Below are 24,986 nucleotides of genomic sequence, written 5' to 3' on the forward strand. Positions count from 1 at the left end.
TAGTGAAGCGAACGATGGGTTTTGAACAACTTGCCGAGCTGAGAGACCGTCTGCGCGCACAGGCGGCGCAGGCGAAACCGGCTCAAACCAAAAGCTCCGCGGGACGCGCGAAGAAACGTGAAGCCGTCGAGCCGGGAGTCGAGGCTATCTGGAGGCTGCAACGGCATTTTCCGCTGGCGTTTCCGAAAAGTCCCGCGGCCAAGGTTCCGCTCAAGCAGGGCATTCTCCAGGATGCGCAGCAGCACCTCGAACTACTGGGAATCACCGCCGAACAACTGAAACAGGCCATCGCCACCTGGTGCCAGGGCAGCCGCTACTGGAGTTGTATGGTGGAAGATGCGCCGCGACTGGATCTGCAAGGCCAGGTTGCCGGCAAGGTAACCGCCGAGCAGGCGGTGTATGCGCGGCGGCAGGCGTCTCGCCGGCAGCGCGAGCAGATGCGCGAGAAGCGCGCCAAGCGTGCACAGGCGGGTGGCGAAGCGCCGGCCGCCACGGAGGCGCCGACGCCTGAAGCGCCCGCAACCGAAGCGAGCCCCGAGGCGAACTGATCGCCGGGGCAGGGCGCGTCGGATCCTGGCGCGCTCCTCGGTTGCCGGTCGCTGCGGGCCCATTTCGCGGACGTCTGGGCCCGTTTCTCCCGGCTTGTGCTACGCAATAGCCTGATCTGCAAAGTTTTTTTCGTGGAGCGCTTGCCAAGCTCGGCGAATCCGTCCATAATTGCGTCCATTCCAGCGATGGGTGAGCTAAAAATCTTTTGAAATCAAAGGGTTATAAGTTCAAAATCGCGCCAGGAAAGAAATTTCAGCGATATGCCAAACGCATGTCGCTTCGCTCAAAGGCTGAGTAGCAGAGTGGTTATGCACCGGATTGCAAATCCGTGAACGCCGGTTCGATTCCGACCTCAGCCTCCAACAGGAAAGCCCCGTAGCTCAGTGAGTTACGGGGCTTTTTTCTTTCCTGTCCGGTATTGCTGAAGCAAGTTCCTTGGGGTGCCCCTATAACACTTTCATACTTTTACGGCCTCGCAACCGCCTCCCTCTCCCGATAAGCCGCTCCGTAATTACTACTTTCCCGGAGTGTCCGAGGAGTACCCCAGCACCTGTCACGTTTTCGGCCGTTGCCTGCAATCCAGCCCCGTGCGCGGCTTTTATCTGGACGCAAGATCCGGTCTGGGTCGGTCATCGGCTGGTCGTCATCGAACATGACCAGCCGAGCCGGTCTGTCCTGCCGCCTGCCTTCCGGGCCTCTATCGATCAACCGTTGTGGCGACCGCGAGCGGAAGGCGCTTGGCGGAGGGCCCGTTTCATCTTGCCTTGCGTTTCAAGGAAACCGGCAGGCCCCAGGTCAGGTCTTCCATGCCTGCTTCGCCGAGTATCTCGGTTTTCATCGGCTGGATCCGCGCGAGCACCTGGCGCCCCGTTTCATCAAGCCTTGGCTGCTCGCGATCGATGAACCTTTTCGTCAGCTCCATGGGCGCTGGCCTCATGAAGACCTGGATATCCTGCAAGGTGCACTTGATGTTTTGCGTGTCCACGGCCTTGCAGGTCTTCCTGTCATAGCTCACGGCCGGGGTCTTCAAGTGGAACCGATCGCTGAGCAGGATCTGCCCAGGCTGAATGGTGAAGGACAGCGGGGCATAGGCGTCGGGTATCTGCGCTTGCAGCTTGATGGAGGGGACATCCTCGATCTTCGTGCCTTCGGCCCAACCGGCATCCGAGACCATTTCCCGCTGGCTGTATTGCTGCTCGGTCCAGCCCACGCATTGGCCGGAGGCCATGTGCACGGCGCTGCAGACATTCTGTGTGTAGGTTTTGTCTGCATAGGAGGCGTCGCGCCAGTAGTTCTCCTTCACGAACCGGCGATACAGCACGGCGGACAGGTTCACCGAACCAAGTGGGCTGGCAGCCGGCTGCCCCTTTGGCGCCTTGATCTGGGCAAGGGTGCTGTCGATCTTGTAGTCGATCCCTCCGGACAGCAGGTAGGTTCCCGGCGGGACGATGTTGACCTCGAGGAAGTCCCACAGATAGACGGCTTCCTTGATCTTCTCCAGGTCGTTGTTGGCAAAGGCCTGCATGTAGGCGATCCCGGGCACGTCCTTGTTCTTGAATATGACCCGATGCGAGTAGCTGGAGAGGTCCGTCACGCTCTTGTTGGGCATGAGCGCCGGTACCAGCACCACGGACATGCCTTCGCGGGTAGCCTCATCGATCATGTTCAGGAGCTGGTTGGTGGGGTTCTGCTGGGAGCCGCCGAGTCCGGCGTTGCCTAGGGAGGCGCAGGCTGACAACAGGCTTGCCGGGAGCAGAATCGCGAAGGGGCTCAGACGCCGAGCGATGGTTTTCATGAGATATCCTTATCTATATGGGCCAATGACTTAAGGCGAGTGCGGGAAGAATCCTAATCTACTCCTTGCGGATCCCCAAGGAGCGTTCGTCCCGCGCGTAGGAAGGAGCGTTTGAGTCGAGCGCGTCACAGCCTGTTGCTGCAATCATGGGTACTCACATGCGTGCGAATGCTGGCGAGCCAGTGCGTACCGCGTTCGTGATGGCTCGCTGCGGGTAGAGTTCGTGCCGGTCATCGAGGGCTGGCGCGTGGGGGCGCAATGAAGACGCGCATCCCGGCTCTTCTGGCGATTCGTGAGTGCGGATCAAATCTGTTTTACCGCAGTACGACTTTTTCCGTTTCCTGCGCCTATCTAACCTGCCGCTCTCTTCAACCCGGGATCGGCAGGCATCTCCGCTGCGGTTCCAGCATGTACGGAACACCATGAAAAACATTCTCCTGCTCAACGGCGGAAAGCGTTTCGCTCATTCCGACGGTCGCCTCAACCAGACCCTGCACGAAACCGCCCTGGCCCATCTGGACCGCCGTGGCTTCGACCTGCGCCAGACCTTCATCGACGGCGGCTATGACATCCCGGCGGAGGTGGACAAGTTTCTCTGGGCCGACGTGGTGATCTACCAGATGCCCGGCTGGTGGATGGGCGCCCCGTGGACGGTGAAGCGCTACATCGACGAAGTCTTCACGGCCGGTCATGGCAGCCTCTATGCCAACGACGGTCGTACCCGCTCCGACAGCACGCAGAAATATGGCAGCGGCGGTCTGGTGCAGGGCAAGCGCTACATGATCTCGGCGACCTGGAATGCACCACGGCAGGCGTTCGACGATCCGAGCGACTTCTTCGAAGGAAAAGGCGTGGATGCGGTGTATTTCCCCTTCCACAAGGCCAACCAGTTCCTCGGCATGTCCGGCCTGCCGACGTTCCTCGCGGTGGATGTGATGAAGCGCCCGGACGTCCCGGCTACCGTCGCTGCCTACCAGGCGCACCTGGACAGGGTGTTCGGGCGCGCCGGCTGAGTTCGACGGCGGGCCTCGTGTCGCTTCGCTGGATGGAGTGGCGGGTCGAAATCCAGGCTCTCGGGACGAGGCCTAATGGTCACGGATCCGCTATCCGGGCTTTTCTCGGCCACGACCCGCGAGTGATCCGAAATTCTATTTTTCCATCGATCCGTCGAATTAGATTTCATCGGGGACGGGCAGGAAAGGATGCTTTGCACGAATATTCGAATGGGCGCATCGTAAAATGAGCGCGCTTCGACCGTGTCGAAGCCACCCCCGACAACGTTGCCGGCAGGTCGCTCATCGACTTCCGACGCCTGCCGCCGAATTCAGGAGATTCACATGTGTCCTTGCCCTCACTCCCAGGCCCAGGGAGAAACGGACGGAGAGGCTGAGTGGCATAACGCCGCCCTGGACTTCACCCATGCGATGAGCTACGGCGATTACCTGAAGCTGGACAAGGTCCTGGACGCCCAGTTCCCGCTTTCGCCCGACCACAACGAAATGCTGTTCATCATCCAGCACCAGACCTCGGAGCTATGGATGAAGCTGATGCTCCACGAACTGCGGGCCGCCCGGGAGCACGTCAAGTCAGGCAAGCTCGGTCCGGCGCTGAAAATGCTCGCCAGGGTCTCGCGGATCTTCGACCAACTGGTACACGCCTGGGCGGTGCTGGCCACCATGACGCCGACCGAGTACAACACCATCCGCCCGTACCTGGGCCAGTCTTCCGGTTTCCAGTCCTACCAGTACCGCGAGATCGAATTCATCCTCGGCAACAAGAACGCCACCCTGCTCAAGCCCCATGCTCACCGCGCCGAGCTGCTGGCGGCCCTGGAGCAGGCCCTGCATACGCCGTCGCTATACGACGAAGCGATCCGCCTGATGGCCGCCCAGGGGCTGCCGGTAAGCCAGGAGCGGCTCGTCCGGGACGCGGCGGCCGGCACCTGTTACGAGGCCTCGGTGGAGGCGGCGTGGCGACAGGTCTACCAGGCGCCGGAGCGCTACTGGGACCTGTATCAGTTGGCGGAAAAACTGATCGACCTGGAGGATTCGTTCCGCCAGTGGCGCTTCCGTCACGTGACCACGGTGGAGCGCATCATCGGTTTCAAACCCGGCACGGGCGGAACCGAGGGAGTGGGGTATCTGCGTAGCATGCTCGATACCATCCTCTTCCCCGAACTGTGGCGGCTCCGTTCCAACCTGTAGTACCGGATGAGGCGCAGCATCCGCCTGCGCCTCAGTCGTTGCCGGCGCCTCCCGCCGCCCACTCTTGCCGCAAAAGCCCCATGAGAACGACATTCCAGCGTTCCCGGCCGACCCGGGTGGCGGAGCGGCGCAAGCCTTCTTCGCGGAACCCCGCGCGTCGATAGAGATGACGGGCGGCAGCGTTCCAGTCGTACACGTTCAATTCAACGCGCTCGATGTCGGCGTCGGCGAAGGCCTCGGCGAGCAGCGCCTCCAGCATCGGTAGCCCCAGGCCCTGGCCGCGCGCGCTTGGCGCCAGGACTATGCGAGCCAGGCGGACGACGCCGTTGCGGCGGTCGAACAGCAACTGGCAATGGCCGATGACCTGGTCATCCCGGCAAGCGCTCCAGAGCAGGCGCAGCGGCGGTCGCCGGCGGCTTTCCGCGAGGTCTTCATGCATCTGCTCGAGGCTCAGCGGATGCCGCAGGGCGGGGCCGGCCCATTGCACCAGCTCCTTTTCCGTGGCGAACCAGCGTTGCAGGATTGGGAAGTGTCCCAGCTGGAATGGGACGAGTTGCAATTCCGGGACGGAACCCGTGCCGGGTGTGGGCATGCGGAGTGCCTCGCTCAGGTCATCGGGGGGAGCCGGCGTTTAACCGGGGACTTCTTGACGATGGCGGTGTTGGTTTCCGCGTAGCCGTTGATCCTGTCCAGCAGCGTGTCGAGCTGTTCCATCGAACGAACCTGGAGGCGGGCGATGAAGCAGTCGTCACCGGTGACCTTGTCGCACTCGGTGAACTCGGCGATGTCCTGGATCTGTCGCTCGACCTCGTGCAGCCTGCCGGGCAGGGGGCGGATGCGCACGATCGCCTGGAACTGGTAGCCGAAACAGCGGGGGTCGACATCCAGGGTGTAGCCGCGGATCACGCCGCGTTCTTCCAGCTTGCGCAGGCGTTCGGCGACGCTCGGGGCCGATAGCCCGCTGACCTGGGCGAGAGCCTTGAGGGACAGTCGCGAGTCAGCCATGAGGGCGTTGATCAGGCGTTGGTCGATGTCGTCGGTCATGTCGGCCTCGAAAGTTTTTTTTCAAAATAGCCCTGATAAAAAAGGTCGTCACGGGTTTTTGCCTGAGTAATGCGATGGAGGGCTGGAAGACGACTTTGGATAATCATAGGCCTGTCTTGCGGGAGAACGCCCATGAACGATCCGATCCGTCGCGGTACGCTGGAAATGACTTCGGCCATGCTGATCTGCGGCACCATTGGCTGGCTGGTGCTGCTCTCCGGGCAGCCCGTGCTGGACGTGGTGTTCTGGCGCTGCGTATTCGGTTTCGCCACGCTGCTGGTCGCCTGTGCCGCGCTGGGTTTCCTGCGCCGCGGCAGCCTGGGGCGCGAGGCGTTCCTGCTGGCGCTCCTCAGCGGGGTGTTCATCGTCGGCAACTGGGTATTGCTGTTCGCATCCTACTCACGGGCTTCGATCGCCATCGGTACCGCGGTCTACAACGTCCAGCCGTTCATGCTGGTGGGGCTAGGCGCGGTGTTTCTCGGCGAGAAGGTCACGGCGCGCAAGCTGGGCTGGCTGGGGCTTTCGTTCGCCGGCATGCTGGCGATCGTCAGCGCCCACGGCGACAGCGACGCCCCGCGCGGGGACTACCTGTTCGGTATCCTCCTGGCGCTCGCTGCCGCGCTGCTGTATGCCTTTGCCGCGCTGATCGTGAAGCGCCTGCAAGGCACGCCGCCGCATCTTATCGCCTTGATCCAGGTGGGCACCGGCGTGCTGATGCTCGCACCGCTGGCGAACCTTGCCGAACTGCCCCGGCACGTTGCTCCCTGGGCCAGCCTGGCGACCCTGGGAATCGTCCATACCGGGCTGATGTACGTACTGCTCTACGGCGCCATTCAGAAATTGCCGACGGCGCTGACCGGTGCGTTGTCCTTCATCTATCCGGTCGCGGCGATCCTGGTGGACTGGCTGGTCTTCGAACATCGCCTGAGCCTGGCGCAGTGGCTTGGCGTGGCCGCCATCCTGCTTGCCGCGGCGGGCATGCAGCAGGGTTGGAGCGTGTGCCTGCCGGGGCCGGCAGTGCGGCGCGGCTGAGGCGGCGGGGGAAAGAAAAAGCCCCGCGACGAGGCGGGGCTTTTCTGCAGCGATCTTGGCCGATCAGTTGCCGAAGACCTTGAAACGCTCGCTTTCGGCGATGAAGGCTTTCTCGCCCGCCGGGGCGGCGATGGCGCCGAAAGGCATCTGTGCGCGCAGCTTCCAGCTTTCCGGCAGGTTCCAGGTCTTGTGGGTCTGGGCATCTACCAGCGGGTTGTAGTGCTGCAGGCTGGCGCCGACCTTGTGCTCGGCGAGGACGGTCCAGACCGCGAACTGAGCCATGCCGCTGGCCTGCTCCGACCACACCGGGAAGTTATCGGCGTAGAGGGCGAACTGCTCCTGAAGCTGGCGCACTACCGTCTGGTCTTCGAAGAACAGTACGGTGCCGGCACCGGCAGCGAAGGAGTTGAGCTTGGTTTCGGTGGCGGCGAAGGCGTCGGCGGGAACGATCTTCTTCAACTCGTCCTTGGCGATGTTCCAGAACTGCTCGTGCTCGGCGCCGAACAGCACGACCACCCGCGAGGTCTGCGAGTTGAATGCGGAAGGGCTGTGCGAGACAGCCTCCTTGACCAGTTCGACGACTTTCTCCTGGGAGATAGGCAGTTGCTTGTCCAGGGCGTAGATGGTGCGGCGGTTCTTGATGGAGGAGAGGAATGCGTCAGACATCGTGAGGCTCCTTGTTTGGAAATTGGATTCGATATTAGCGACGGCTTCGATGAGATCAATGGGAAATAACCGGTGATTCCTATCGACTGATACGATGGATGCCCTGTTTCCCCAGGAAAGCCGGGTATCCGCAGTCCAGCGAGGCCAGCAGCGAGGGATGGCGAACACGGATGAAATCGGAATATCGAGAAAGTCGATGGGCATAAACCCGCGAGGACCTGACCGTTGATTCAGGTCAAGCAGGGTGGAGGCCAGGGAGGCGGCCAACCTTTAGTGATGGTGACCCGGCGGCCCGGCTCGGTGATGGTTCGATTGTAGGATTGTCGGACAAAAACTGGAGCGCACGATGTTTGAAAATTTCTCTCCCACCACCATGCTGGCCATCAAGAAGTACGCCTATTGGCTCTGGCTGCTGCTGGCGTTGTCCATGCCGTTCAACTACTGGATGGCCCAGGACAGCGCACATCCGGCCTTCTGGGCATTTTCCCTGGTGATTGCGGTATTCGGCATCGGGCCGCTGCTGGACATGCTGTTCGGTCGTGACCCGGCCAACCCAGACGAGGAAACCCAGACGCCGCAGTTGCTCGGCCAGGGCTATTACGTATTGCTGACCCTGGCCACGGTGCCGGTGCTCATCGGCACGCTGGTCTGGGCCGCTGGCGTGTTCGTCGCTTTCCAGGAATGGGGCTGGCTCGGCCGGTTGGGCTGGATCCTCTCGATGGGCACGGTGATGGGAGCGGTGGGGATCGTCGTCGCCCATGAGCTGATCCACAAGGACTCGGCGCTGGAGCAGGCTGCCGGCGGCATCCTGCTGGCCGCCGTGTGCTACGCGGGGTTCAAGGTCGAGCATGTGCGCGGCCACCATGTGCATGTGTCCACCCCGGAGGACGCTTCGTCGGCGCGTTTCGGCCAGTCGGTCTACCAGTTCCTGCCGCATGCCTACAAGTACAACTTCCTCAACGCCTGGCGCCTCGAGGCGGTGCGGCTGCGCAAGAAGGGCCTGCCGGTGTTCGGCTGGCAGAACGAACTGATCTGGTGGTACCTGCTGAGCCTGGCGTTGCTGGTCGGTTTCGGTTGGGCGTTCGGCTGGCTGGGGATGGTGTTCTTCCTTGGCCAGGCGTTCGTTGCGGTGACCCTGCTGGAAATCATCAACTACGTCGAGCACTACGGCCTGCATCGGCGAAAGGGCGAGGACGGGCGCTACGAGCGGACCAACCATACCCACTCCTGGAACAGCAACTTCGTCTTCACCAACCTGGTCCTGTTCCATCTGCAACGGCATTCCGACCATCATGCCTTCGCCAAACGCCCCTACCAGGCCCTCCGTCATTATGACGACAGCCCGCAGATGCCCAGCGGTTACGCCGGGATGGTGGTGCTGGCCCTGATCCCGCCGCTCTGGCGGGCGGTCATGGACCCCAAGGTGCGGGCCTACTATGCGGGCGAAGAGTTCCAGTTGACGGCCGAACAGAGCGAGCGGCCGGCAGCTTCCTGAGAATGGCCGGCGACTCCCGCTCCGTGCCCGAATAGCTCTTCGTTCGGGCAATCCCGCCTTGCCTGGGGTTGACTATCCTTAGCGATATCTCGCATGGAAAGGAGCCCAGGGATGAACATTCGGCAGAGGATCCTCGCTTCGGGCGCCATCGGCATCGTGGCTGTGGTGCTGCTCGGCGGGGTCGGCTTCTGGGGGCAGTTGCGGCTGGGCAAGGCGCTGTCGGAGAACGAGCTGAGCGTCAATGCGATGCGTAACCACTTGGAAGGCGACATGATGCACGACGCCTTGCGCGCCGACGTCCTGGCGGCGTTCGTGGTCCAGCCCGGCGACGGCGCGGCGGCCGAGCAGGTCCGCGAGGACCTGCAGGAGCACAGCCAGTGGTTTCGCAAGGTGGTCGAGCAGAACCAGGGGCTGCCTCTCAACGACGCCATACACCAGGCGCTGGTCGAGTTGCGGCCCGACCTGGAAGCCTACATCGGCGCCGCCGAGAGCATCGTCGGCAAGGCGTTGCTCGATCCCGTGGCGGCGCGGGCCGACCTGCCGCAGTTCGTCCAGGCCTTCAAGGATCTGGAAGGGCGCAACGAAGCGCTCAGCAGCCTGATCGAGAAACACGTCGAGCAGACCAACCGGGCGCGCGAAGACAGCATGCGCTATTCCGCCTGGATGCTCGCGGGCGGCATCCTGGTCGCCTGCCTGGTCCTCGGACAGCTCTGTCGCCAGTTGCTGCGCGCCGTCCTGCAGCCGCTGCGCAAACTGGTCTCATCGGCCCGGGTGATCGCCCAGGGCAACCTGCAGGAGCCGATCGGCGTCGACAGCAATGACGAGGCCGGCCAGTTGCAGCGGGCGTTGGGCGAGATGCAGGAGAACCTGCGGCAGATGATCACCATCATCCGCCAGGAAAGCGAAGAGCTCCACGACACCTCCCAGTCCATCGGCCAGACCTCGCAGTCGATCGTCCACGGCGCCAGCCAACAGGCCGACAGCGCCACCAGCATGGCTGCGAGCATGGAAGAGATGATCACCAATATCTCGCAGATTTCCGACCACGCCGACAACGCCAGGGTGATCTCGGCCAAGTCCGAGGAGTTGGCCAGCAGTGGCGGACAGGTGATCCTCAACGTGGTGGAAGGGATGAGCCGCATCGCCGACGTGGTCAACCAGTCCTCCACCAGCATCACCGCTCTCGGCCAGTCGTCGGACGAGATCCATTCGATCATCCAGGTGATCAAGGGGATCGCCGAGCAGACCAACCTGCTGGCATTGAACGCCGCCATCGAGGCGGCGCGGGCCGGAGAGGCCGGGCGCGGTTTCGCCGTGGTCGCCGACGAGGTGCGCGGGCTGGCGGCGCGGACCACCCAGTCGACCCAGGAGATCACCGCGATGATCGAGCGTATCCGCGCCAGCACGGGGCAGGCGATCAACAGCATGGAGGCCGGCGTGAGCCGGGTGAACGAGGGGGTGTCGTTCGCTCGTCAGGCTGGGGTATCGATCAACGAGATCCTCGATGGAACCCGTCATGCCGCGTCGGTGGTCGACGAAATTTCCCAGACCATCCGCGAACAGTCGCGCGCCAGCGATGAAATCGCCCAGCGCGTGGAACTCATCGCCCAGCGTTCGCAGCAGAACACCCAGGCGATGCACGAGATGGCCGCCACCGCCAGGCGCCTGAACGAGGTTGCGGCGACCATGCGCTCGTCGGTAGAGCGCTTCAAGATCTGATGGGAGCCGCCTAGGTCGCCGACTCCGGGAGGCGCACGAACAGCGTGTAGCGTGCGCCTTCGATCGCTTCGAAGGCGATCAGCTTCTCGATCAGCGCCAGGTTCAGGATCTTGCCCGCGTTGAGCAGCAGCATGCCGTTGTTGGCGGTGAGGTTGCGCGCCAGCACCATGCCCGGAACCAGATCGCGGGTGCCATGGGCACGGACTTGCGGATCGGCCAGGGTGACGTCGGCAAGGGTCGTCGCGCAGACCTGGATGAACGGCTCGATCAGCTCGGGGTCGTACAGCCGGCCGGCGTACTTGCGGATGTACATCAGCGCTTCGTCGCGATTCATGCGCCGTTCGAGGATCAGCCCACGCTGCAACTCGACGAAATCCACCGCCAGCTTCAAGAGGCGCGAGCCCAGGGGGATGGACTCGCCCTTGAGGTGGTCCGGATAGCCGCTGCCGTCCCAGTGCTCCTGGTGATGGCGAATTAGGCGGGCGGCGTCCTGCATCGGCTCCAGCGACATCAGCAGCGACTCGCTGAGTTCCGGGTAGCCGCGGAAACGATCGCGGTCGTGGTGATAGAGCAGGTCCGAGGGCGAGCGGAGCAGGGTGTCGTTCCAGCTCAGCTTGCCGATGTTGTAGAGCGCCGCGGCCATCGCCAGGTCGCGACCATCCGATTCGTCGACGAGACCGCCGGCACAGCAGGCGCGGACCAGTTCGATGATTTGCTGGTTGGTCTGCTTGTCCTTGGGCAGGCGCTGGTTGACCAGCAGCGAGAAGACTTCGGTGCCGACCACGTAGCTGCGCTTTAGCTCCTCATAGGCGAGGTCGAGCATGTCGGCGGTCTGCTGCAGTTCGGCGGTGCGCGCCTGAACGCGCTTTTCCAGCGTGGCGTTGAGTTGCTGGAGGCGGTCGTTCTGCTCCTGGGTAAGTCGCTCCAGGCGCCGCCGCTCGCGCTCGGAATACAGGTATTCGAGCGACTGGCGCAGGGTCAGCAGCAACTCGTCGTCGTTCCACGGCTTGCTCAGGTAATGGTGGATGCGCCCTTCGTTGATGGCCTTGGCGATGGTCGGCAGGTCGGCATGGCCGGTGAGCAGGATGCGAATGGTTTCCGGGAAGCGGCGATGGATTTCCGCGAGCAGGGCGGCACCGTCCATGTTCGGCATGCGGGCGTCGGACACCACCAGGTCCACGGGCCGGCTTTCCAGCAGTTGCAGGGCCTGTTCGCCGCTTTCCGCCAGCAACAGGTCGTAGGGCTGGTTGCGTAGCAGCCGGCGCAGGCTGCTGAGGATCAGCGGCTCGTCGTCGACCAGCAGTACGCTGAAGCGGATCTCCGTCTCGTTGGAAGGAGGTGCGCTATCGTTCATGAGTGTCTGTCCACCGGGTGAGTTTTGCCTGAGTGCTTCAGGCAAGCATAGTCCGAGTCTGGCCTGGACGAGGGGCATGCATGCGGCGGCAGGGCGAGCGGAGGTGCGGATCATGGAGGCGTTACCCATCAGGAACCGGCGCTTGCTGGTGATCGATGAGCGGCAGGCGGATCGAGATCGTGTATGCGGGTTGTTGCAGGGAACCCTAGGGGCCGAATCGCCTCCCGTGGCGCCTGAGCGGGGCTACCAGGTGGATACGGCGGGAAGCGCCGAGGAGGCATTGGGGCGGATACGCTCGGCCCTCCAGGCCGATGCGCCGTATGCCGTGGTGTTTCTCGGGATGTCGTCGGTAGGCGCGGATATTCCCGTTCTCGAGCGGTTCTGGCGTCTCGACTCCCGCTTGCAGGTCGTGGTGCATGCGCCTCCCGCCGATTTTCCGCTATTGGCGCCGTGGGCCGCGGAAGAGCGCCTGCTGCTCCTCGGCCTGCCTTTGCAGGGACAGGAGGTCCGCCAGATGGCCGGCAATCTCAGCGCCAAGTGGAACGTGACGGCTCACCTCCAATTGCAGATGAGCCGGATGGAGGCTGCCATCCAGGAGATCACCCAGGAAGTCGGCCAGGCCAAGGAGGCGCTGGAGAAAGAGATCGGCGAGCGCAAGGAGCTGGAAAGCCAACTGGTGCAGACGGAGAAGCTTGCCTCGATCGGCCACCTGGCCGCCGGCGTCGCCCATGAGATCAATAACCCCATCAGCTACGTTTCCTCCAACTACACCACCCTGGAGGAGCACGTCAGGCGTTTGCTGGAGGTACTTGAAGCCTATGAAGAGGCTCGCCCCGCGATCCGCGACGAGGCGCTGGCAAGACGCCTGGAGCAGCTCGGTGAGCGGGTCGAACTGGCCTTCGTCAAGGAAGATGTCGCTGTGTTGCTGCGCGAATCCAGGGAGGGAATAGGGCGGGTGCGCAAGATCGTCCAGGACCTGAAGAACTTCTCCCGCGTCGACGCCGAGGACGACTGGCAGTGGACCGATCTGCACCAGGGGATCGAGTCGACCCTCAATATCGTCGCCAGCGAACTGAAGTACCGGGCCGACGTGGTCCGCGAATACGGCGATCTGCCCGAGGTGAAGTGCCTGCCGTCGCAGATCAACCAGGTGGTGATGAACCTGGTGATGAACGCAGCCCAGGCGATGGGGCCGGAGCGGGGGCGCATCGTGATTCGCACGGGGCATACCGTGGAGCATGCCTGGATCGAGGTGGAAGACTCGGGGCAGGGCATCTCCCCCGAGATCCTGCCGCGCATCTTCGATCCGTTCTTCACCACCAAGCCGGTAGGCAAGGGGACCGGCCTGGGGTTGTCGCTCTCCTACGGGATCGTCCAGAAACACGGCGGCACCATCGAGGTACGCAGCCAGCCGGGAGTCGGCAGCGCTTTCCGGATCGTGCTTCCCCTGGAATCGCCCGGCAACCTGGGCGGAGCCCACGGAAATTAACTGTTGCGCCGGCTAGGGTAACGTAAGACAATGATTTATCTACCGTTTGGGGTGGGTCTCGGGTTGGGATGCCGGTTTGGTTCCCATTGCCGGCTCACTTGAAGCGAGATCCTGCCCGGATGGCGAAATCGGTAGACGCAAGGGACTTAAAATCCCTCGGGGGTAACCCCGTGCCGGTTCGACCCCGGCTCCGGGCACCATCGTGTTTCCTGGCGTTCAGCCGATTCCAGTAAAGAAAGTTCCTCCATATTTCTTTCCGCAATTCCTGATTATTTCCGCAATCTTCTACTTCGTCGGCTTCACTTTCTTGCCTTTCCGGTCGCGGATATCGCGCTCATCCATCTTCAGGGTGTCGGCCACGCGCTGGGCCGTCAGGTAAGAAAGGTCCATGGCATCCGATCTGCCGCTTCATAGACCGCTGCATAGAGGTCATCCTCGACATACACATCACGCCCGCGCTCTGTGTTCCGTTTCACGCCTGAGCATGGGTTGGCCAGTTTGGTGTAGCCCATCTCACGCGCGTAGTTCCAGATGGCCGAGAAAAGGGAGATTTCCCGATCTGCGCGAATCGGCGCCGACCGCCGGAAGATCAGGTACTGCTTGATGTGCTTCGGTTCGATATCCCCGATGGCGGCAGGTGGATCATCGAAGAACGCCAGCAGTTGCTTGAACTCGCGGGCGTTGTTCTTCTGCGTTGTAGGGCTTTTCGTTGGCACGACGTCGATGAAGTAGCGTTGAGCCACATAGCGAAACGTGAGCGTCTCCGCTAGCTTTGCATCGGCTGTGCGCGCTCTCTCCAGGCGGGCGCATTCAGTGATCGCCAGGCCGTAGTCCGTTCCAAGGAGTAGTTCTTTGCGTGGCTTGCCGCCGAGGTCGTAGTAGTAATAGATATTGTCTCCGCGGCGTCTTTCGCGGAGCCGGGGAATGCTCCCCGGCTGGGTCGGCCGTCTTCCCATTTATCCTGCTTTCCTTGGAGTCCAGCCCGTCTTCTCGGGTTTCGCAGCCGTGGCCGGTGCCAGCAGGCTGGCGGTGATGACACACGGCCAGCCGTTGGCCTTCACAGTGTGGCGAATGCCATTCTTTTTCAGGACCTCTATCTGCTTGGCTTTGGCGCGCGCCCCAGTCGGTTCGCACACCTCCTCGTGGGTCAAGAATGTGATGTTTTCCATGAGGTAATGCCTCTCCCGGCCTATAACCGGACGATTCCGCAGCCCTTTCCGTTGGGCCGCGTCATGGATGATTTCAGGTAGGATGCACCGGTTCACCGGTGACGGGACCAGCCTTGGCGGGCATGTGCCCTGATCCGGTGGGCCTTCGCTGGGCGAGGGTCTGGCCGGAAACGGCTTTCCCGCCAGAATGCCCAGGGCGTCGGTGGCGCGTTGGACGATGGCCACTTGCAGCGCCGCCGTGTCGTCTGGCATGCGCATGGGCGCGGTCATCTTGGGCCGGTGCTCGGCAAACACTCTGTCGCGAAGCTGACCGGCGGCGCGGCGAACAGCGTTGGCCGGGCCGTGGTGCTGGAGCACCAGGGCCATGACCAGCACCACGTCGACGCTGTGCATCTGCATCGTGGTTGTCCGCAGGAGCCATCGGGGAAGGGCGATGCCTGGTTTCTGCTTCATCCGAAGCACCCCGTCTGCCAGGCCGCCAGCGTGCGGAGGATCGGGAATATCTACACCAGCCCCACCACGGCCAGGCCGAGGCCGACGATGGCGATGATGCCGAGGGCGGTCAGCGCTCTACGCATGGTCGGAGCCTCCCTCCTGCTCGCTCAGCAGGGCGCGGAGTTCTTCCCATGCCTCTTCAGCGCCCGGCGTCTGCGACATGGCGCAGCATGCCTAGCGATCAATGGAGCGCTCCAGGACTTCCCGCGGAACCACCACATGCGTTGCGAACTCTCCAAGGCTGCTGCAACCGTCCGGCGAGTGATGGCCCTCGGTCATCGGCATGCCGTAGAGGCATCCGATTACCGGAGCGTCCTCTGTCTGCGAACGGGACAGCAGAGGCACGCGACGCTCGCGCACGATGGTGGACACCTGTCCGACCAGATCGCAGAGACTTGCCTGCTTGGCGGCGCCTTCCTCTCCGTTCAGCAGCACGTCCAACTCGCGCACCAGACGTCGGTGATCGGCCAGGACTTCCTCGTAGTCGGCGGCGGGCTGCTCGGCCTGCGCTGGGGAGGACTGCGCCAGGCCCTGGGCATCTAGCGCCGGCGCCTGGTCCTTGATCAGGGCCAGCAGGCTCTCGGCGGAAGAGTGAACATCGTCGAAGTCCGTCGACCAGCGGTGCGGGCTGGTGTTGTGGATGTTGTCCAGGGCTTCGACGATGCCGCGCAGGCGGGTGGCGCACTGCTCGATCAGTTGGTGTTGGGCAGAGGGCATGGTGGTGTCTTCGGTTGCTCCGGCGCCGGCGGTCGGCAGCGGAAGCGGAAGCGGAAGCGCTTGCGCGGTCCTATCCGTTGGATCGCGCGGGGCTGGGTAGGGGCAAAGTGCTGCTATCTGAAGTGACAGGCTCTAAAAAACATCAAGCCGAACTTTAGGTATGGTCGAGACTATTGATTTTTTAATAAGTTAAATAAAAAGGGGGGTGTATGAAATTCTCAAAGTATTTAGTGGTTATGCTTATTTCTTGTTCTGCATTAGCTATTGCCGGCTCAGAGATAAAGAGCGGAATGTATTTGCGGGTCGGTGATGGAGGGGTTTTTAATGTCTTTCTTGATAAGAATGGAAACAAGATATTTAGAGTTAGTACGCTAGGAAGTAATGGGCATTCTTGCTCTCTAGGAGGGAAGGTTGATGGTTCTAGGATTATTGTGGAGGGGCCGTCATATGCAGATCGATGTGATGTTGATGTAAAAAATAATGCTGGTGAAATTGAGTTGTCTAGAGGCCAGGAAAGTCTCGGGTGTAGAGACTATTGTGGGACTAGGGCTGGCTTCTATGGAAGTTACAAACTTGCATACAGCTTGTGTGCCTTTAGTTCTTCTAGAAAGAGGCTGTCCATAATCGAGAGTGCGTTAAGTTCGGGAGGAAAAGATAAGGGGTATTTACTCTCGAAGGAGCTTTATGAGAAGTGCTCGCAGTTTATAGAGCCTCTTCCGCGTATGGGGTTGATAAATAAAATATCAGCCTTGAATTTAGAACGGGGAGACAAGAAGGCGTGTCGCAAAATGCAGGGTGATGTGGGGTTCTTTGATTCTATAAGGCCTGAATACCTCCCGCAGGATGAAAGAGCAATGTATGAAATTTTACGTAATGAACATGCTAAGTTGCTGAGTGAGTGTTCGTAGGTTTGCTAAGTAGAGGGCTGTGTTATGGATGATGAAAATTTTAAAGAGTTGGAGAGGACGATATCTGATTTGCTTTTTCCGTATGAAGGTGGGGGGAAGGTAGGTGCCTCATTTGATGGGTCGCCTATTACTATATATGCTAATCAAATTCCCTATTATATAAATGATACTTGGCTGACTAACTGGAGTGTGGCTGCTCGTACAGGGATCGCTCAATCGCTAATTGATTCTATAAATACGACCATTGGACGGCCCATGGTCGTCTCTGATCACTACTTCAGAGGGCATGAAATTAGCATAAGAACGGTTCCTGAGACTGGTGGTAGTAATCTGATAACCATGTCTGATTTGTCGGAAAAACTCAACTCTCAAATAAATACATTTATACAAGATAGGATTGATGAAGACAAAGAAGCAAAGGTTGCTCTAATCCAGCAGTCAATGGAGACATTGGCTGCTGAGCAAATTAACTCCGACTTCACGGCGAGGCATGAGCTTCCGGCTGGTTCTCGTCCGAACACCGTAACGATTCCCCAGGCAGGTGACTCTGCAATCACGGTCGGATATGGATTTGACTTAGGGCAGCACGATGAGCAGGAACTGATTTCCATGGGAATACCTGTTTCTACCAGAGACAAGGTTCGGCCTGGTCTGGGCTTGAGTAGAACTGATCCTAATATATATTCTGCACTTGCTTTAATCATCCCTCCATTTACCGATGATGATGGGATGGTGTTGTTTTCTACGAAACTAAATAGGGTGGCTGGCGCTGTTCGTAGTAAATTCTCTGACGTTTGGAGTGGGCTGCCTCCAGCCGTCCGGACGGTAGCGGTGGATGTTTACTATCAATATGGTCAAGGAAAAGTCTTCCCTAATTTTGAGGCGGAAATAAGGCAGCATGATTGGGCTGCTGTAGTCTACGAGTTGAGAAACTGGGATGGTCATCCAAATGTGCCCGGCGACTACAGAACAAATCGCCTGAATGACAGGGCGGACTATCTTCAACAAGCTTTAGGTCTTCCAAACTAGTGGGGTGATGATGGTATGACTGATGCCATTAGTGCTGCGCAGGATCAAAATATTTATGTGGCGCCTGGTGCCTCGCTAACCACCCTGTACAAGGGGCTGTATAATATCTGCACCCCTGGAGCAGTATTTCCCGAGGCTGAGACGACAGAGGCTTGGGACATTCCTTTAAAGTTGCATCCGGATTTTGTCCCAGGTGGAGATATAAATGCTGTTAATCAACAGTATGTGACGGCTCTTGCTCAGGAAACATCCAATATTTTGCTATTGGGGTTCCAGATGTCTCAAAATAAGGATGTAGTATGTGACGATCTGGTTCCGCTCATTCAAAGCACTAGGGCTAATCTGGTTTCTGTGAAAGCCAAATATGGTGCAGGACTACTTGGGGTGTTAGGTAAATCGACGAATATTTTACCTAATAGTGTCTCGATAGTTCCCGGTACAGGTGGCGGTGCAACCGACAGCTCAGGCCTCCTAGTTGGCTATGGTGTGAACTTGGGGAGCCTTACGGCTGCACAGCTTTCAGCTATGAATCTGCCACAAAGTATCAAGTCGCTCATAACCCCCGGAGTAGGTCTGCACTTAGGTGCTGTAAACTTCAGTGCAGTTTTCAACCAGATTCGTGATGGAATGCGTTATGTGACGGGCATGGCTCTAACTCTGGCCTACCATGCTCTCTAGGGAAACTCTGAAAAAGACTTCCTGATTTGGCAAAATCCGCCGACTTCACCCGCAGAGCTTTCCGATGAAGCAGATGACCTTCGCCGACGCCGAGTACGCCGGCAAGCGCAAGCAGACCCGCAAGGAACTGTTCCTGATCGAAATGGAACAGGTGGTGCCGTGGCAGGGCCTGATCGCCCTGATCGAGCCGCACTACCCGAAGGGTGAAGGCGGTCGTCCCGCCTATCCGCTGATGGCGATGCTGCGCGTGCATCTGTTGCAGAACTGGTTCGGCTACAGCGACCCGGCGATGGAGGAAGCGCTGTACGAGACGACCATCCTGCGCCAGTTCGCCGGGCTGAGCCTGGAGCGTATCCCCGACGAAACCACCATCCTCAACTTCCGTCGCCTGCTGGAGCGCCACGAGCTGGCGGCCGGGATTCTGGCGGTGATCAATGGCTACCTGGGCGACCGTGGCCTGTCGCTGCGCCAGGGCACCATCGTCGACGCCACGCTGATCCATGCGCCGAGCTCGACCAAGAACAAGGACGGCAAGCGCGATCCCGAGATGCACCAGACCAAGAAGGGCAACCAGTACTGTGTGTCACGAACACAGGTCGGATGACCTGTGCTGCTGTGCCGAAGATGGAAGTAGGCCTTCCGAAGTCGGCTTGCAGGAGCGGACTTCAAACCACCCGGTGCTGCTGCATCCAAAAGGTGTGGTGGTGAGCGACCGAGGAAAAGTCATCCCTGAGGATGGCAGGTGAGTATGGAGAAGATGAGCGAAAGCAAACCGTCCGATGACGCATCGTTATGCCCAAGGTGCTGCCGAAACTGAGGTGGAGTACTGGCTTCAGGACAAGTCGGGGCGTTACCTGCTTACGGACCCGATGGCAGCCGGTGTATAGGCGGCATGATCTTCATACAGGCTTTGGTACGGAACGTGAGAACCTTGTTCCAGATGCGAAGGAAAATGACAAATGGCCAACACCATGAGGAAGAATACCGATGCTGGAACGAGGGGCGGAGCCTCCCGTAGTAGCGATGAAGTCTCTGTAATGGAGGTGGAGCGAAGGGGCGGCGTTATCCGGCCGACGAGCGTTGCCAACCTCCGGGGATGAGTGGCGTGAGCTCGGCGAAACCTTATGACATAGCGAAACGCACGGTATGGGACGCCTACCAGCAGGTCAGGGCCAACCGCGGTGCTGCCGGCATCGACGATGAAACCATCGCCGATTTCGAGCGGGATCTGTCTAAGAATCTCTACAAGCTGTGGAATCGGATGTCGTCGGGGTCGTACTTCCCGCCTCCGGTCAAGCAAGTAGAAATTCCCAAGGCATCGGGAGGCACGCGCAAGCTGGGAGTGCCCACGGTTGGTGATCGTGTCGCGCAAACCGTGGTCAAGCTTCTCATCGAGCCGGAGCTGGACTCGATCTTCCACTCGGACTCCTATGGGTACCGGCCGGGACGATCAGCGAAGCAGGCGGTGGCGATCACGCGTGAGCGCTGCTGGCGATACGACTGGGTGGTGGAGTTTGATATCAAGGCAGCCTTCGATCAGATCAATCATGGGTTGCTGATGAAGGCGGTGCGCCTGCACATCAAGGAGGACTGGATACTTCTGTACATCGAGCGGTGGCTGGTTGCGCCGTTCGAAACGGATCACGGCATGCGCGTCCCACGCGAACGCGGCACCCCGCAAGGTGGAGTGATCAGTCCCCTCCTGATGAATCTGTTCATGCACTATGCCTTCGACACCTGGATGCAACGTACCAGCCCCAACTGCCCGTTTGCCCGCTACGCCGATGATGCGGTGGTGCACTGCCGCAGTCGAAAGCAAGCGGAGTACGTGATGCGCTCCATTGCTTCACGGGCTGGCTGCCTGTGGCTTGACGATGCACCCCGAGAAATCGAAGGTCGTGTACTGCAAGGACAGTAACCGTCGCGCAGGTTATCCGCATGTGAGCTTTACCTTCCTCGGCTTCACCTTTAGGCCGAGGAAGGCGCTCAGCAAACAAGACCAGCTCTTCACGAGCTTCCTTCCGGGAGCGAGTGCGGATGCCTTAAAGCGGATGCGGCAAGCGGTACGCAGGTGGCGACTCAATCGCCAAACCCACGTGACGCTGGTCGACGTGGCTCGGCTCTACAATCCAGTGATACAGGGGTGGTGGCAATACTATGGCTCGTTCTATCGGACAGCCATGCTTGGCATCTTCCAGCACATTGACCGCGCGCTTGAACGCTGGGCCCGACGAAAATACAAGGCTCTTCATAGGCGCAAGCGGCGCGTTAGCCAATGGCTGGACAAGATGCGGACTGTGGTACCCCGGCTGTTTCATCACTGGCGAGTGACCGGGCAGCAAGGTTGGATAACGGGAGCCGTATGACGCGAGAGTGTCACGTACGGTTCTGCGAGCGGCTGCGGGGGCAGTTCCGCGGCCGACTCACCACTTCGGCATGAAGGCGCACATCGGCGCCGACAGCGAATCCGGCCTGGTACACAGCGTGGTGGGCACGGCGGCCAACGTGGCCGATGTCACCCAGGTGGACAAGCTGCTGCACGGCGAAGAGAACCTGGTCAGCGGCGATGCCGGCTATACCGGCGTCGAGAAGCGTGCCGAGCATGCAGGCCGCTCGGTCATCTGGCAGATTGCGGCGCGGCGCAGCACTTACCAGCAACTGAGCAAGCGCAGCCCGCTGTACAAGGCCAAGCGCAAAATCGAGAAGGCCAAGGCGCAGGTACGTGCCAAGGTCGAACATCCATTCCGGGTGATCAAGCGCCAGTTTGGTTACACCAAGGTGCGCTTCCGTGGCCTGGCCAAGAACACCGCACAACTGATTACGCTGTTTGCGCTGTCGAATCTGTGGATGGCGCGGCGGCATTTACTCGCGAACACAGGAGAGGTGCGCCTGTAACACGGCGAATAGCCGCTACGGGGTACGCGTAGCGGCTAAAAACCCTACATAAGACGACGATCTGAGCGCTTTTTGATCGATGGATCGCTTCAAAAAACAGCGAGGTCTGTAGTCGGCCAGAAATACGTGGCTACTTCAGACCATCCCTAGGTAATGGCCGGCTCTGCCGGCCTTTGTTTACTCATTCCCTCAATTTCATAGTTGGAGACAGCGAGGTAGATGCGCTGGCTCACGGCAGCAACTCCTCCCCACCCTGGCGGGCATGCTTGAGGCTGCCGGCCCTGATGCGCTTCCAGTTCTTCCCCCAGTCCTCTGTCAGGCCGCAAATGCTGTGGTGCCTCGCCTCGGTGTCACTGAGAGGGCATGGACTGCAGCTACTTGCACTTGCCGTAAGCAGAAGTGGAAGAGGTATAGGGAGCGCTTGATCATGCGGCGGGGTCCTTTTCGCGAACGTGACGACATCACTGCGCCATGCGTGATGGCGCAATGATGTCGTCGGGGCTAGAGTTGGGTAAGCCGGCATGAGGCCGGATCAAGGAGGAGTCGGTGAAGTCAATGCGAGTGTGGTGCGCCAGTTTGTTGGCTTTGGTTAGCTCGGGCGTGTGGGCTTATGGGGAAATTAACTCATTGCCCGGATCGCAAATCGTTGCAGCAGGCGATATCTCGCAAGTGATGTGTCCAATCGGCGGAAACTACGACTGCCTGACATGGCCAAGTAACCTGTACGAGCTTTCCAGGGAGAATCTGTGCTTCACCGCAGATGTTATGTGCGGTGTTTCATGCGAAGGATTTATTGCCCAGAAGAATGGAGTAAATACCCTTTACATTCTGAGTGGATTCTCGAAGTTAGATAGCTCGGACATCAAGCTTTACAAATGCCCTAGCAGTTTTTGACCGGCTCCTTAGTGTCGTGGAAGATGTCGAGCTGGGCCAGGCCCCTGCGCGCGGCATCGTTGAGCCAGAGGCATTCGATGCGGTCGCGGGCGCCGTCGGCGAGGGCGTTCCGCTCGAGGCGGTGCCAGTGGCGGTAAAGGCGGTCGTAGAGCGGGCAGGGGTACCCGGAGAGGACCACCATGCCGGTCAGCCCCTTAAGGAACGCCGCCAGATCCCGGTGCTGGTCGTCGTCCAGTTCGTGTCGGTACGACTTGCCGGTGGCGTTGTGGCGGACCTTGGTGCTGCGAGTGGAATGGACGTAGGGCGGGTCGACGTAGTGCAGCGTGCTCGGCCGGTCGTGATGCTCCATCAGCGGGCGTCGCGGTTCTCGATCACCACGCCTTGTAGGCGCTCGGTGATGGCGGCCAACGCATCGGGGTAGTTGAGCCAGTCCAGCGCGGGCGCGGTACCAATCCTCGCTGACGTTGAGCGGAACCCCGTGCGTTCGCCGCTCGCCGCGGCGCTGCCGAAACCCTGGAAGCTGCGGACCACCATCCGCCGGGCGCGCTCGAGCGGATCCGTCGTTTCCGCGTAGCTGGCTTCGAACTCTTCACGGGCAAGCGGGGTAAGCGCCAGGGCCTGGCGTAGTTCCTCGCCACGGTCCCGCGCGACGCGGAACAGGTTCACCACGTCCCCGTCGAGGTCGTTGTAGACCTCGGCGTAGCTGCGGGCCTTCCGCAGCAGGACAGAAGCCGCGCCTCCGAAAGGCTCGATGTAGGTGTGGTGGGGCGCTAGGTGCTGGATGATCCACGGGGCGAGCAGCCACTTGCCGCCGTGGTAGCGGAGAATCGGTCGTTGAGGAGGCATCGTCAGTACTCGGTGAACAGGCACTGGACGCCGCCCTGCCTGACGCGGGGGCGGCTCACAGTGCGGGGTGGTGGGGCAGGCTGATGCGTGGGGCTTGCTCGTTGAGAGTCAATTTCTCCCGAGCTTTTTTCCCAAACTTGTCACTGGATACTGGGAAGTTTGGTGATGGCTGACTCTGCAGAAGTAGCGCGGCCTATCACCCCTATGACACATAGGAATACCTTTAAGAGGAACCTCTCATGTTTAAGAAGGTTTTCGCTCTAGCGTCGCTGTGTGCTGCCATCTTATCCCCATCATTGGCTCTGGCTGTAACTGGAGGCGGGGCGGATATGCCTGCCAGACTGTATAAAGAGGCGCCTGACAGTATCTTGCCGCAGAGTTTCACATATGCGGCGACAGGTAGCGGAATTGGTAAGCAAGCATTTCTAGATAATAATCCGGCACTGTTTGGTACGTATGGGACGGTGCACTATGCGGGTAGCGACTCGGTGTTGATGGGCTCAGAGTTGAGTAACTATAACTCTAGCTATCGTAGTTCATATGGTCCATTAATTCAGATCCCTGTGGCAATTGTCCCGGTTGCTATTCCCTATAGAAGATCTGGAGTTACAGACCTAAATTTAACCAGTGCTCAACTTTGTGATGTGTTTTCTGGCCATGTGCGTACATGGGGGCAGTTACTTGGTACAGATGATAGTATGCCTATAACGGTTGTTTATAGATATACAAAGAGTGGCGCTACAGAGATTCTGTCTCGTCACTTAAACTCTGTATGCCCCCAGCGGTTTTCAGTGGGTTCAGAGTTTATTAATGCAAGGCAGCCATCAGCAAATGGTGCTATACCTAGCCATTGGCGCGGGGTCGCTACTGATCAGCAGGTTTATGATTTTTTGCAGGGCTATGAAGGTTCTATCGGGTATATGGGGCCAGATTTGCTAGGGCAGGACGGTCTTGGAGATAATTCGAGGATTGCAAGGGTCAATGCGACTCTGCCAACACTTCTCGAGGTAACCCGTGCTACCGTTACCTCAGGAGTATTATATCCGCCGAGTACTGCCTCTGAGCGTGTTGATCCAATAAAGTGGGTCCCTTTCACTGCTAATCCGCGATCAGGCTATTCTATTGTTGGTTTTACTAATATGATTATCGGGCAGTGCTATAAGGATTTTGGTGTGGCTAATGAAGTTCGTGAGTTTCTTGTGCGTCAATATGAAGGGAATACAAATAATGCGGCAATAGCAAGCCACGGATTCTTGCCACTCACAGCCACTTGGAAGCAGGCAGTTATGGCTAGTTTTGTTACTGGTAATAATGAAAATCTGAACATCAATAACCCCAACGTATGTAACGGAAAAGGAAGACCTTGACGCCACTACGCCGCCCTGTTGGGTCATGGCAAATAGTTTGATTGCCCACAGGGCGGCGTCCGGTGCGTGCTTGCTGGAATTGAAAGCGCCCCAGGTGGGGCGCTCGGCGGGTGGCGTTAGAGCGGGCGGATACTGCGCGCCACCTTCGGGTCGTGCTGGATGTGGCCTTTGTTCTCAAGGGCGGTCAGACGCTGCTGGATGGCGAACTGGCGGACGCCGGCCTTGGCTGCCAGCTCTGCGACGGTGGGCGCGTAGCCTTTCTCCGCCCAGAACGCTCGGATGTGCCCGAGCGTTTCGTTCTGCATCGTCGAGGGGGCCGACTTCACGACAGAACCTCGCGAGATCCGTCTCCCTTCATCGGCCCGACGATATTCAGCAATTCCATTTCCTCGACCAGACGGGCCGCGCGGTTGTAACCGATCTTGAGTTTGCGCTGGATGGCGGAGATCGAAGCGCGGCGCGTCTCGCGGACGAAGCGAATGGCCTCCTTCAGCAGCGGGTCGTCACCGGGCCCGTTGGCCCGGGGGATATGGAGGGTCGCGGTGATACCGTCGTGCATCCCCAGCGCCTTGGTTACGTCGATGCCGGCGCCAGGCGCTGGTTCGGGCTCATTGTGCACACCGTCGATTCCCTGCGGGGAC

General features: G+C 59.9%; 19 protein-coding genes, 2 tRNA genes and 6 pseudogenes. 16 read left to right on the forward strand and 11 right to left on the reverse strand.

Annotated elements, in window-relative coordinates; all coding sequences use genetic code 11:
* Window positions 1-14: 14 nt before the first annotated feature.
* Together LE197_RS07350 and LE197_RS07355 are read left to right on the forward strand one after the other, a co-directional pair.
* Complete coding sequence (locus tag LE197_RS07350; protein ID WP_003099002.1) at window positions 15-548, forward strand: ProQ/FINO family protein; 534 nt, start codon at window positions 15-17, stop codon at window positions 546-548.
* 289 nt (window positions 549-837) lie between these two features.
* Window positions 838-911: transfer RNA gene (locus tag LE197_RS07355), tRNA-Cys, on the forward strand.
* A gap of 392 nt (window positions 912-1,303) precedes the next feature.
* Here the strand turns inward: LE197_RS07355 and LE197_RS07360 are convergent.
* Complete coding sequence (locus tag LE197_RS07360) at window positions 1,304-2,344, reverse strand: hypothetical protein (RefSeq protein WP_003143851.1); 1,041 nt, start codon at window positions 2,342-2,344, stop codon at window positions 1,304-1,306.
* Between the two features lie 422 nt (window positions 2,345-2,766).
* Between LE197_RS07360 and LE197_RS07365 the strand changes: the two genes are divergently transcribed.
* On the forward strand, window positions 2,767-3,357 hold the full coding sequence (locus tag LE197_RS07365) for an NAD(P)H-dependent oxidoreductase (RefSeq protein WP_031755866.1): 591 nt from the start codon (window positions 2,767-2,769) through the stop codon (window positions 3,355-3,357).
* A gap of 324 nt (window positions 3,358-3,681) precedes the next feature.
* Window positions 3,682-4,548 carry a tryptophan 2,3-dioxygenase gene (gene kynA / locus LE197_RS07370; protein ID WP_003090069.1) on the forward strand — a complete coding sequence of 289 codons (867 nt, stop codon included), beginning with the start codon at window positions 3,682-3,684 and terminating at the stop codon, window positions 4,546-4,548.
* 31 nt (window positions 4,549-4,579) lie between these two features.
* On the opposite strand, the gene LE197_RS07375 is transcribed toward kynA, so the two are convergent.
* Window positions 4,580-5,140, reverse strand: coding sequence for a GNAT family N-acetyltransferase (locus LE197_RS07375; RefSeq protein ID WP_003115331.1), 561 nt, complete (start codon window positions 5,138-5,140; stop codon window positions 4,580-4,582).
* Window positions 5,141-5,154: 14 nt separating this feature from the next.
* Entirely contained in the window at window positions 5,155-5,592 is a 438-nt protein-coding gene (locus LE197_RS07380) for an Lrp/AsnC family transcriptional regulator (RefSeq protein ID WP_003102469.1), read from the reverse strand.
* Window positions 5,593-5,724: 132 nt separating this feature from the next.
* Here LE197_RS07380 and LE197_RS07385 point away from each other — a divergent pair, with 132 nt between their 5' ends.
* Complete coding sequence (locus LE197_RS07385) at window positions 5,725-6,624, forward strand: DMT family transporter (RefSeq protein WP_196752252.1); 900 nt, start codon at window positions 5,725-5,727, stop codon at window positions 6,622-6,624.
* Between the two features lie 63 nt (window positions 6,625-6,687).
* Here the strand turns inward: LE197_RS07385 and LE197_RS07390 are convergent, their stop codons facing one another.
* Window positions 6,688-7,290 carry a nitroreductase family protein gene (locus LE197_RS07390; protein ID WP_003090061.1) on the reverse strand — a complete coding sequence of 201 codons (603 nt, stop codon included), beginning with the start codon at window positions 7,288-7,290 and terminating at the stop codon, window positions 6,688-6,690.
* 346 nt (window positions 7,291-7,636) lie between these two features.
* On the opposite strand from LE197_RS07390, the gene alkB1 reads away from it, so the two are divergent.
* The gene (alkB1, locus tag LE197_RS07395) at window positions 7,637-8,785 is read left to right on the forward strand and encodes an alkane 1-monooxygenase AlkB1 (protein ID WP_003090058.1); all 1,149 of its coding nucleotides are present in this window, start codon (window positions 7,637-7,639) and stop codon (window positions 8,783-8,785) included.
* A gap of 111 nt (window positions 8,786-8,896) precedes the next feature.
* Window positions 8,897-10,504 (forward strand): methyl-accepting chemotaxis protein, encoded by a 1,608-nt coding sequence (locus LE197_RS07400; protein WP_009314113.1) that lies wholly within the window; start codon window positions 8,897-8,899, stop codon window positions 10,502-10,504.
* Between the two features lie 10 nt (window positions 10,505-10,514).
* On the opposite strand, the gene LE197_RS07405 is transcribed toward LE197_RS07400, so the two are convergent.
* On the reverse strand, window positions 10,515-11,858 hold the full coding sequence (locus LE197_RS07405; RefSeq protein ID WP_009314114.1) for an HD domain-containing phosphohydrolase: 1,344 nt from the start codon (window positions 11,856-11,858) through the stop codon (window positions 10,515-10,517).
* Window positions 11,859-11,934: 76 nt separating this feature from the next.
* Between LE197_RS07405 and LE197_RS07410 the strand changes: the two genes are divergently transcribed.
* Window positions 11,935-13,347 (forward strand): ATP-binding protein, encoded by a 1,413-nt coding sequence (locus tag LE197_RS07410; RefSeq protein WP_031631184.1) that lies wholly within the window; start codon window positions 11,935-11,937, stop codon window positions 13,345-13,347.
* 113 nt (window positions 13,348-13,460) lie between these two features.
* A tRNA-Leu gene (locus tag LE197_RS07415) sits at window positions 13,461-13,547 on the forward strand.
* 112 nt (window positions 13,548-13,659) lie between these two features.
* On the opposite strand, the pseudogene LE197_RS07420 reads toward LE197_RS07415, so the two are convergent.
* The 3 genes and pseudogenes from LE197_RS07420 to LE197_RS07430 all read right to left on the reverse strand — a co-directional run.
* Window positions 13,660-14,303, reverse strand: a pseudogene (locus tag LE197_RS07420) (integrase); the annotation flags it as partial.
* Window positions 14,304-14,516, reverse strand: a complete 213-nt coding sequence (locus LE197_RS07425) for a DUF4224 domain-containing protein (RefSeq protein ID WP_031631187.1) — start codon at window positions 14,514-14,516, stop codon at window positions 14,304-14,306.
* A 669-nt stretch (window positions 14,517-15,185) separates the two neighbouring features.
* On the reverse strand, window positions 15,186-15,728 hold the full coding sequence (locus LE197_RS07430; protein WP_047712877.1) for a hypothetical protein: 543 nt from the start codon (window positions 15,726-15,728) through the stop codon (window positions 15,186-15,188).
* Between the two features lie 209 nt (window positions 15,729-15,937).
* On the opposite strand from LE197_RS07430, the gene LE197_RS07435 reads away from it, so the two are divergent.
* The 6 genes and pseudogenes from LE197_RS07435 to LE197_RS07465 form a co-directional block, all read left to right on the forward strand.
* Complete coding sequence (locus tag LE197_RS07435; RefSeq protein WP_023106543.1) at window positions 15,938-16,636, forward strand: hypothetical protein; 699 nt, start codon at window positions 15,938-15,940, stop codon at window positions 16,634-16,636.
* A gap of 24 nt (window positions 16,637-16,660) precedes the next feature.
* On the forward strand, window positions 16,661-17,665 hold the full coding sequence (locus tag LE197_RS07440) for a pesticin C-terminus-like muramidase (RefSeq protein ID WP_023106544.1): 1,005 nt from the start codon (window positions 16,661-16,663) through the stop codon (window positions 17,663-17,665).
* 15 nt (window positions 17,666-17,680) lie between these two features.
* Complete coding sequence (locus tag LE197_RS07445) at window positions 17,681-18,343, forward strand: DUF3218 family protein (RefSeq protein ID WP_058195149.1); 663 nt, start codon at window positions 17,681-17,683, stop codon at window positions 18,341-18,343.
* Window positions 18,344-18,407: 64 nt separating this feature from the next.
* Window positions 18,408-18,920 (forward strand): annotated as a pseudogene (locus tag LE197_RS07450) (IS5-like element ISPpu21 family transposase); the annotation flags it as partial.
* 519 nt (window positions 18,921-19,439) lie between these two features.
* Window positions 19,440-20,709 (forward strand): annotated as a pseudogene (gene ltrA, locus LE197_RS37065) (group II intron reverse transcriptase/maturase).
* A 58-nt stretch (window positions 20,710-20,767) separates the two neighbouring features.
* Window positions 20,768-21,238 (forward strand): annotated as a pseudogene (locus LE197_RS07465) (IS5-like element ISPpu21 family transposase); the annotation flags it as partial.
* Window positions 21,239-22,118: 880 nt separating this feature from the next.
* Here LE197_RS07465 and LE197_RS07470 read toward each other — a convergent pair.
* Window positions 22,119-22,978, reverse strand: a pseudogene (locus tag LE197_RS07470) (DNA adenine methylase).
* A 239-nt stretch (window positions 22,979-23,217) separates the two neighbouring features.
* Here LE197_RS07470 and LE197_RS07475 point away from each other — a divergent pair.
* Window positions 23,218-24,345 (forward strand): substrate-binding domain-containing protein, encoded by a 1,128-nt coding sequence (locus tag LE197_RS07475; RefSeq protein WP_071533863.1) that lies wholly within the window; start codon window positions 23,218-23,220, stop codon window positions 24,343-24,345.
* 116 nt (window positions 24,346-24,461) lie between these two features.
* On the opposite strand, the gene LE197_RS07480 is transcribed toward LE197_RS07475, so the two are convergent.
* A complete protein-coding gene (locus LE197_RS07480) occupies window positions 24,462-24,671 on the reverse strand; it encodes a LexA family protein (protein WP_023106548.1) in 210 nt (69 codons plus the stop codon).
* A pseudogene (locus LE197_RS07485) lies at window positions 24,668-24,859 on the reverse strand (DNA translocase FtsK); the annotation flags it as partial. The gene LE197_RS07480 and the pseudogene LE197_RS07485, both read right to left, overlap by 4 nt.
* Window positions 24,860-24,986 lie beyond the last annotated feature (127 nt).

This window comes from Pseudomonas sp. PS1(2021) (assembly GCF_020405165.1).
Taxonomy (GTDB): Bacteria; Pseudomonadota; Gammaproteobacteria; order Pseudomonadales; family Pseudomonadaceae; genus Pseudomonas; species Pseudomonas aeruginosa.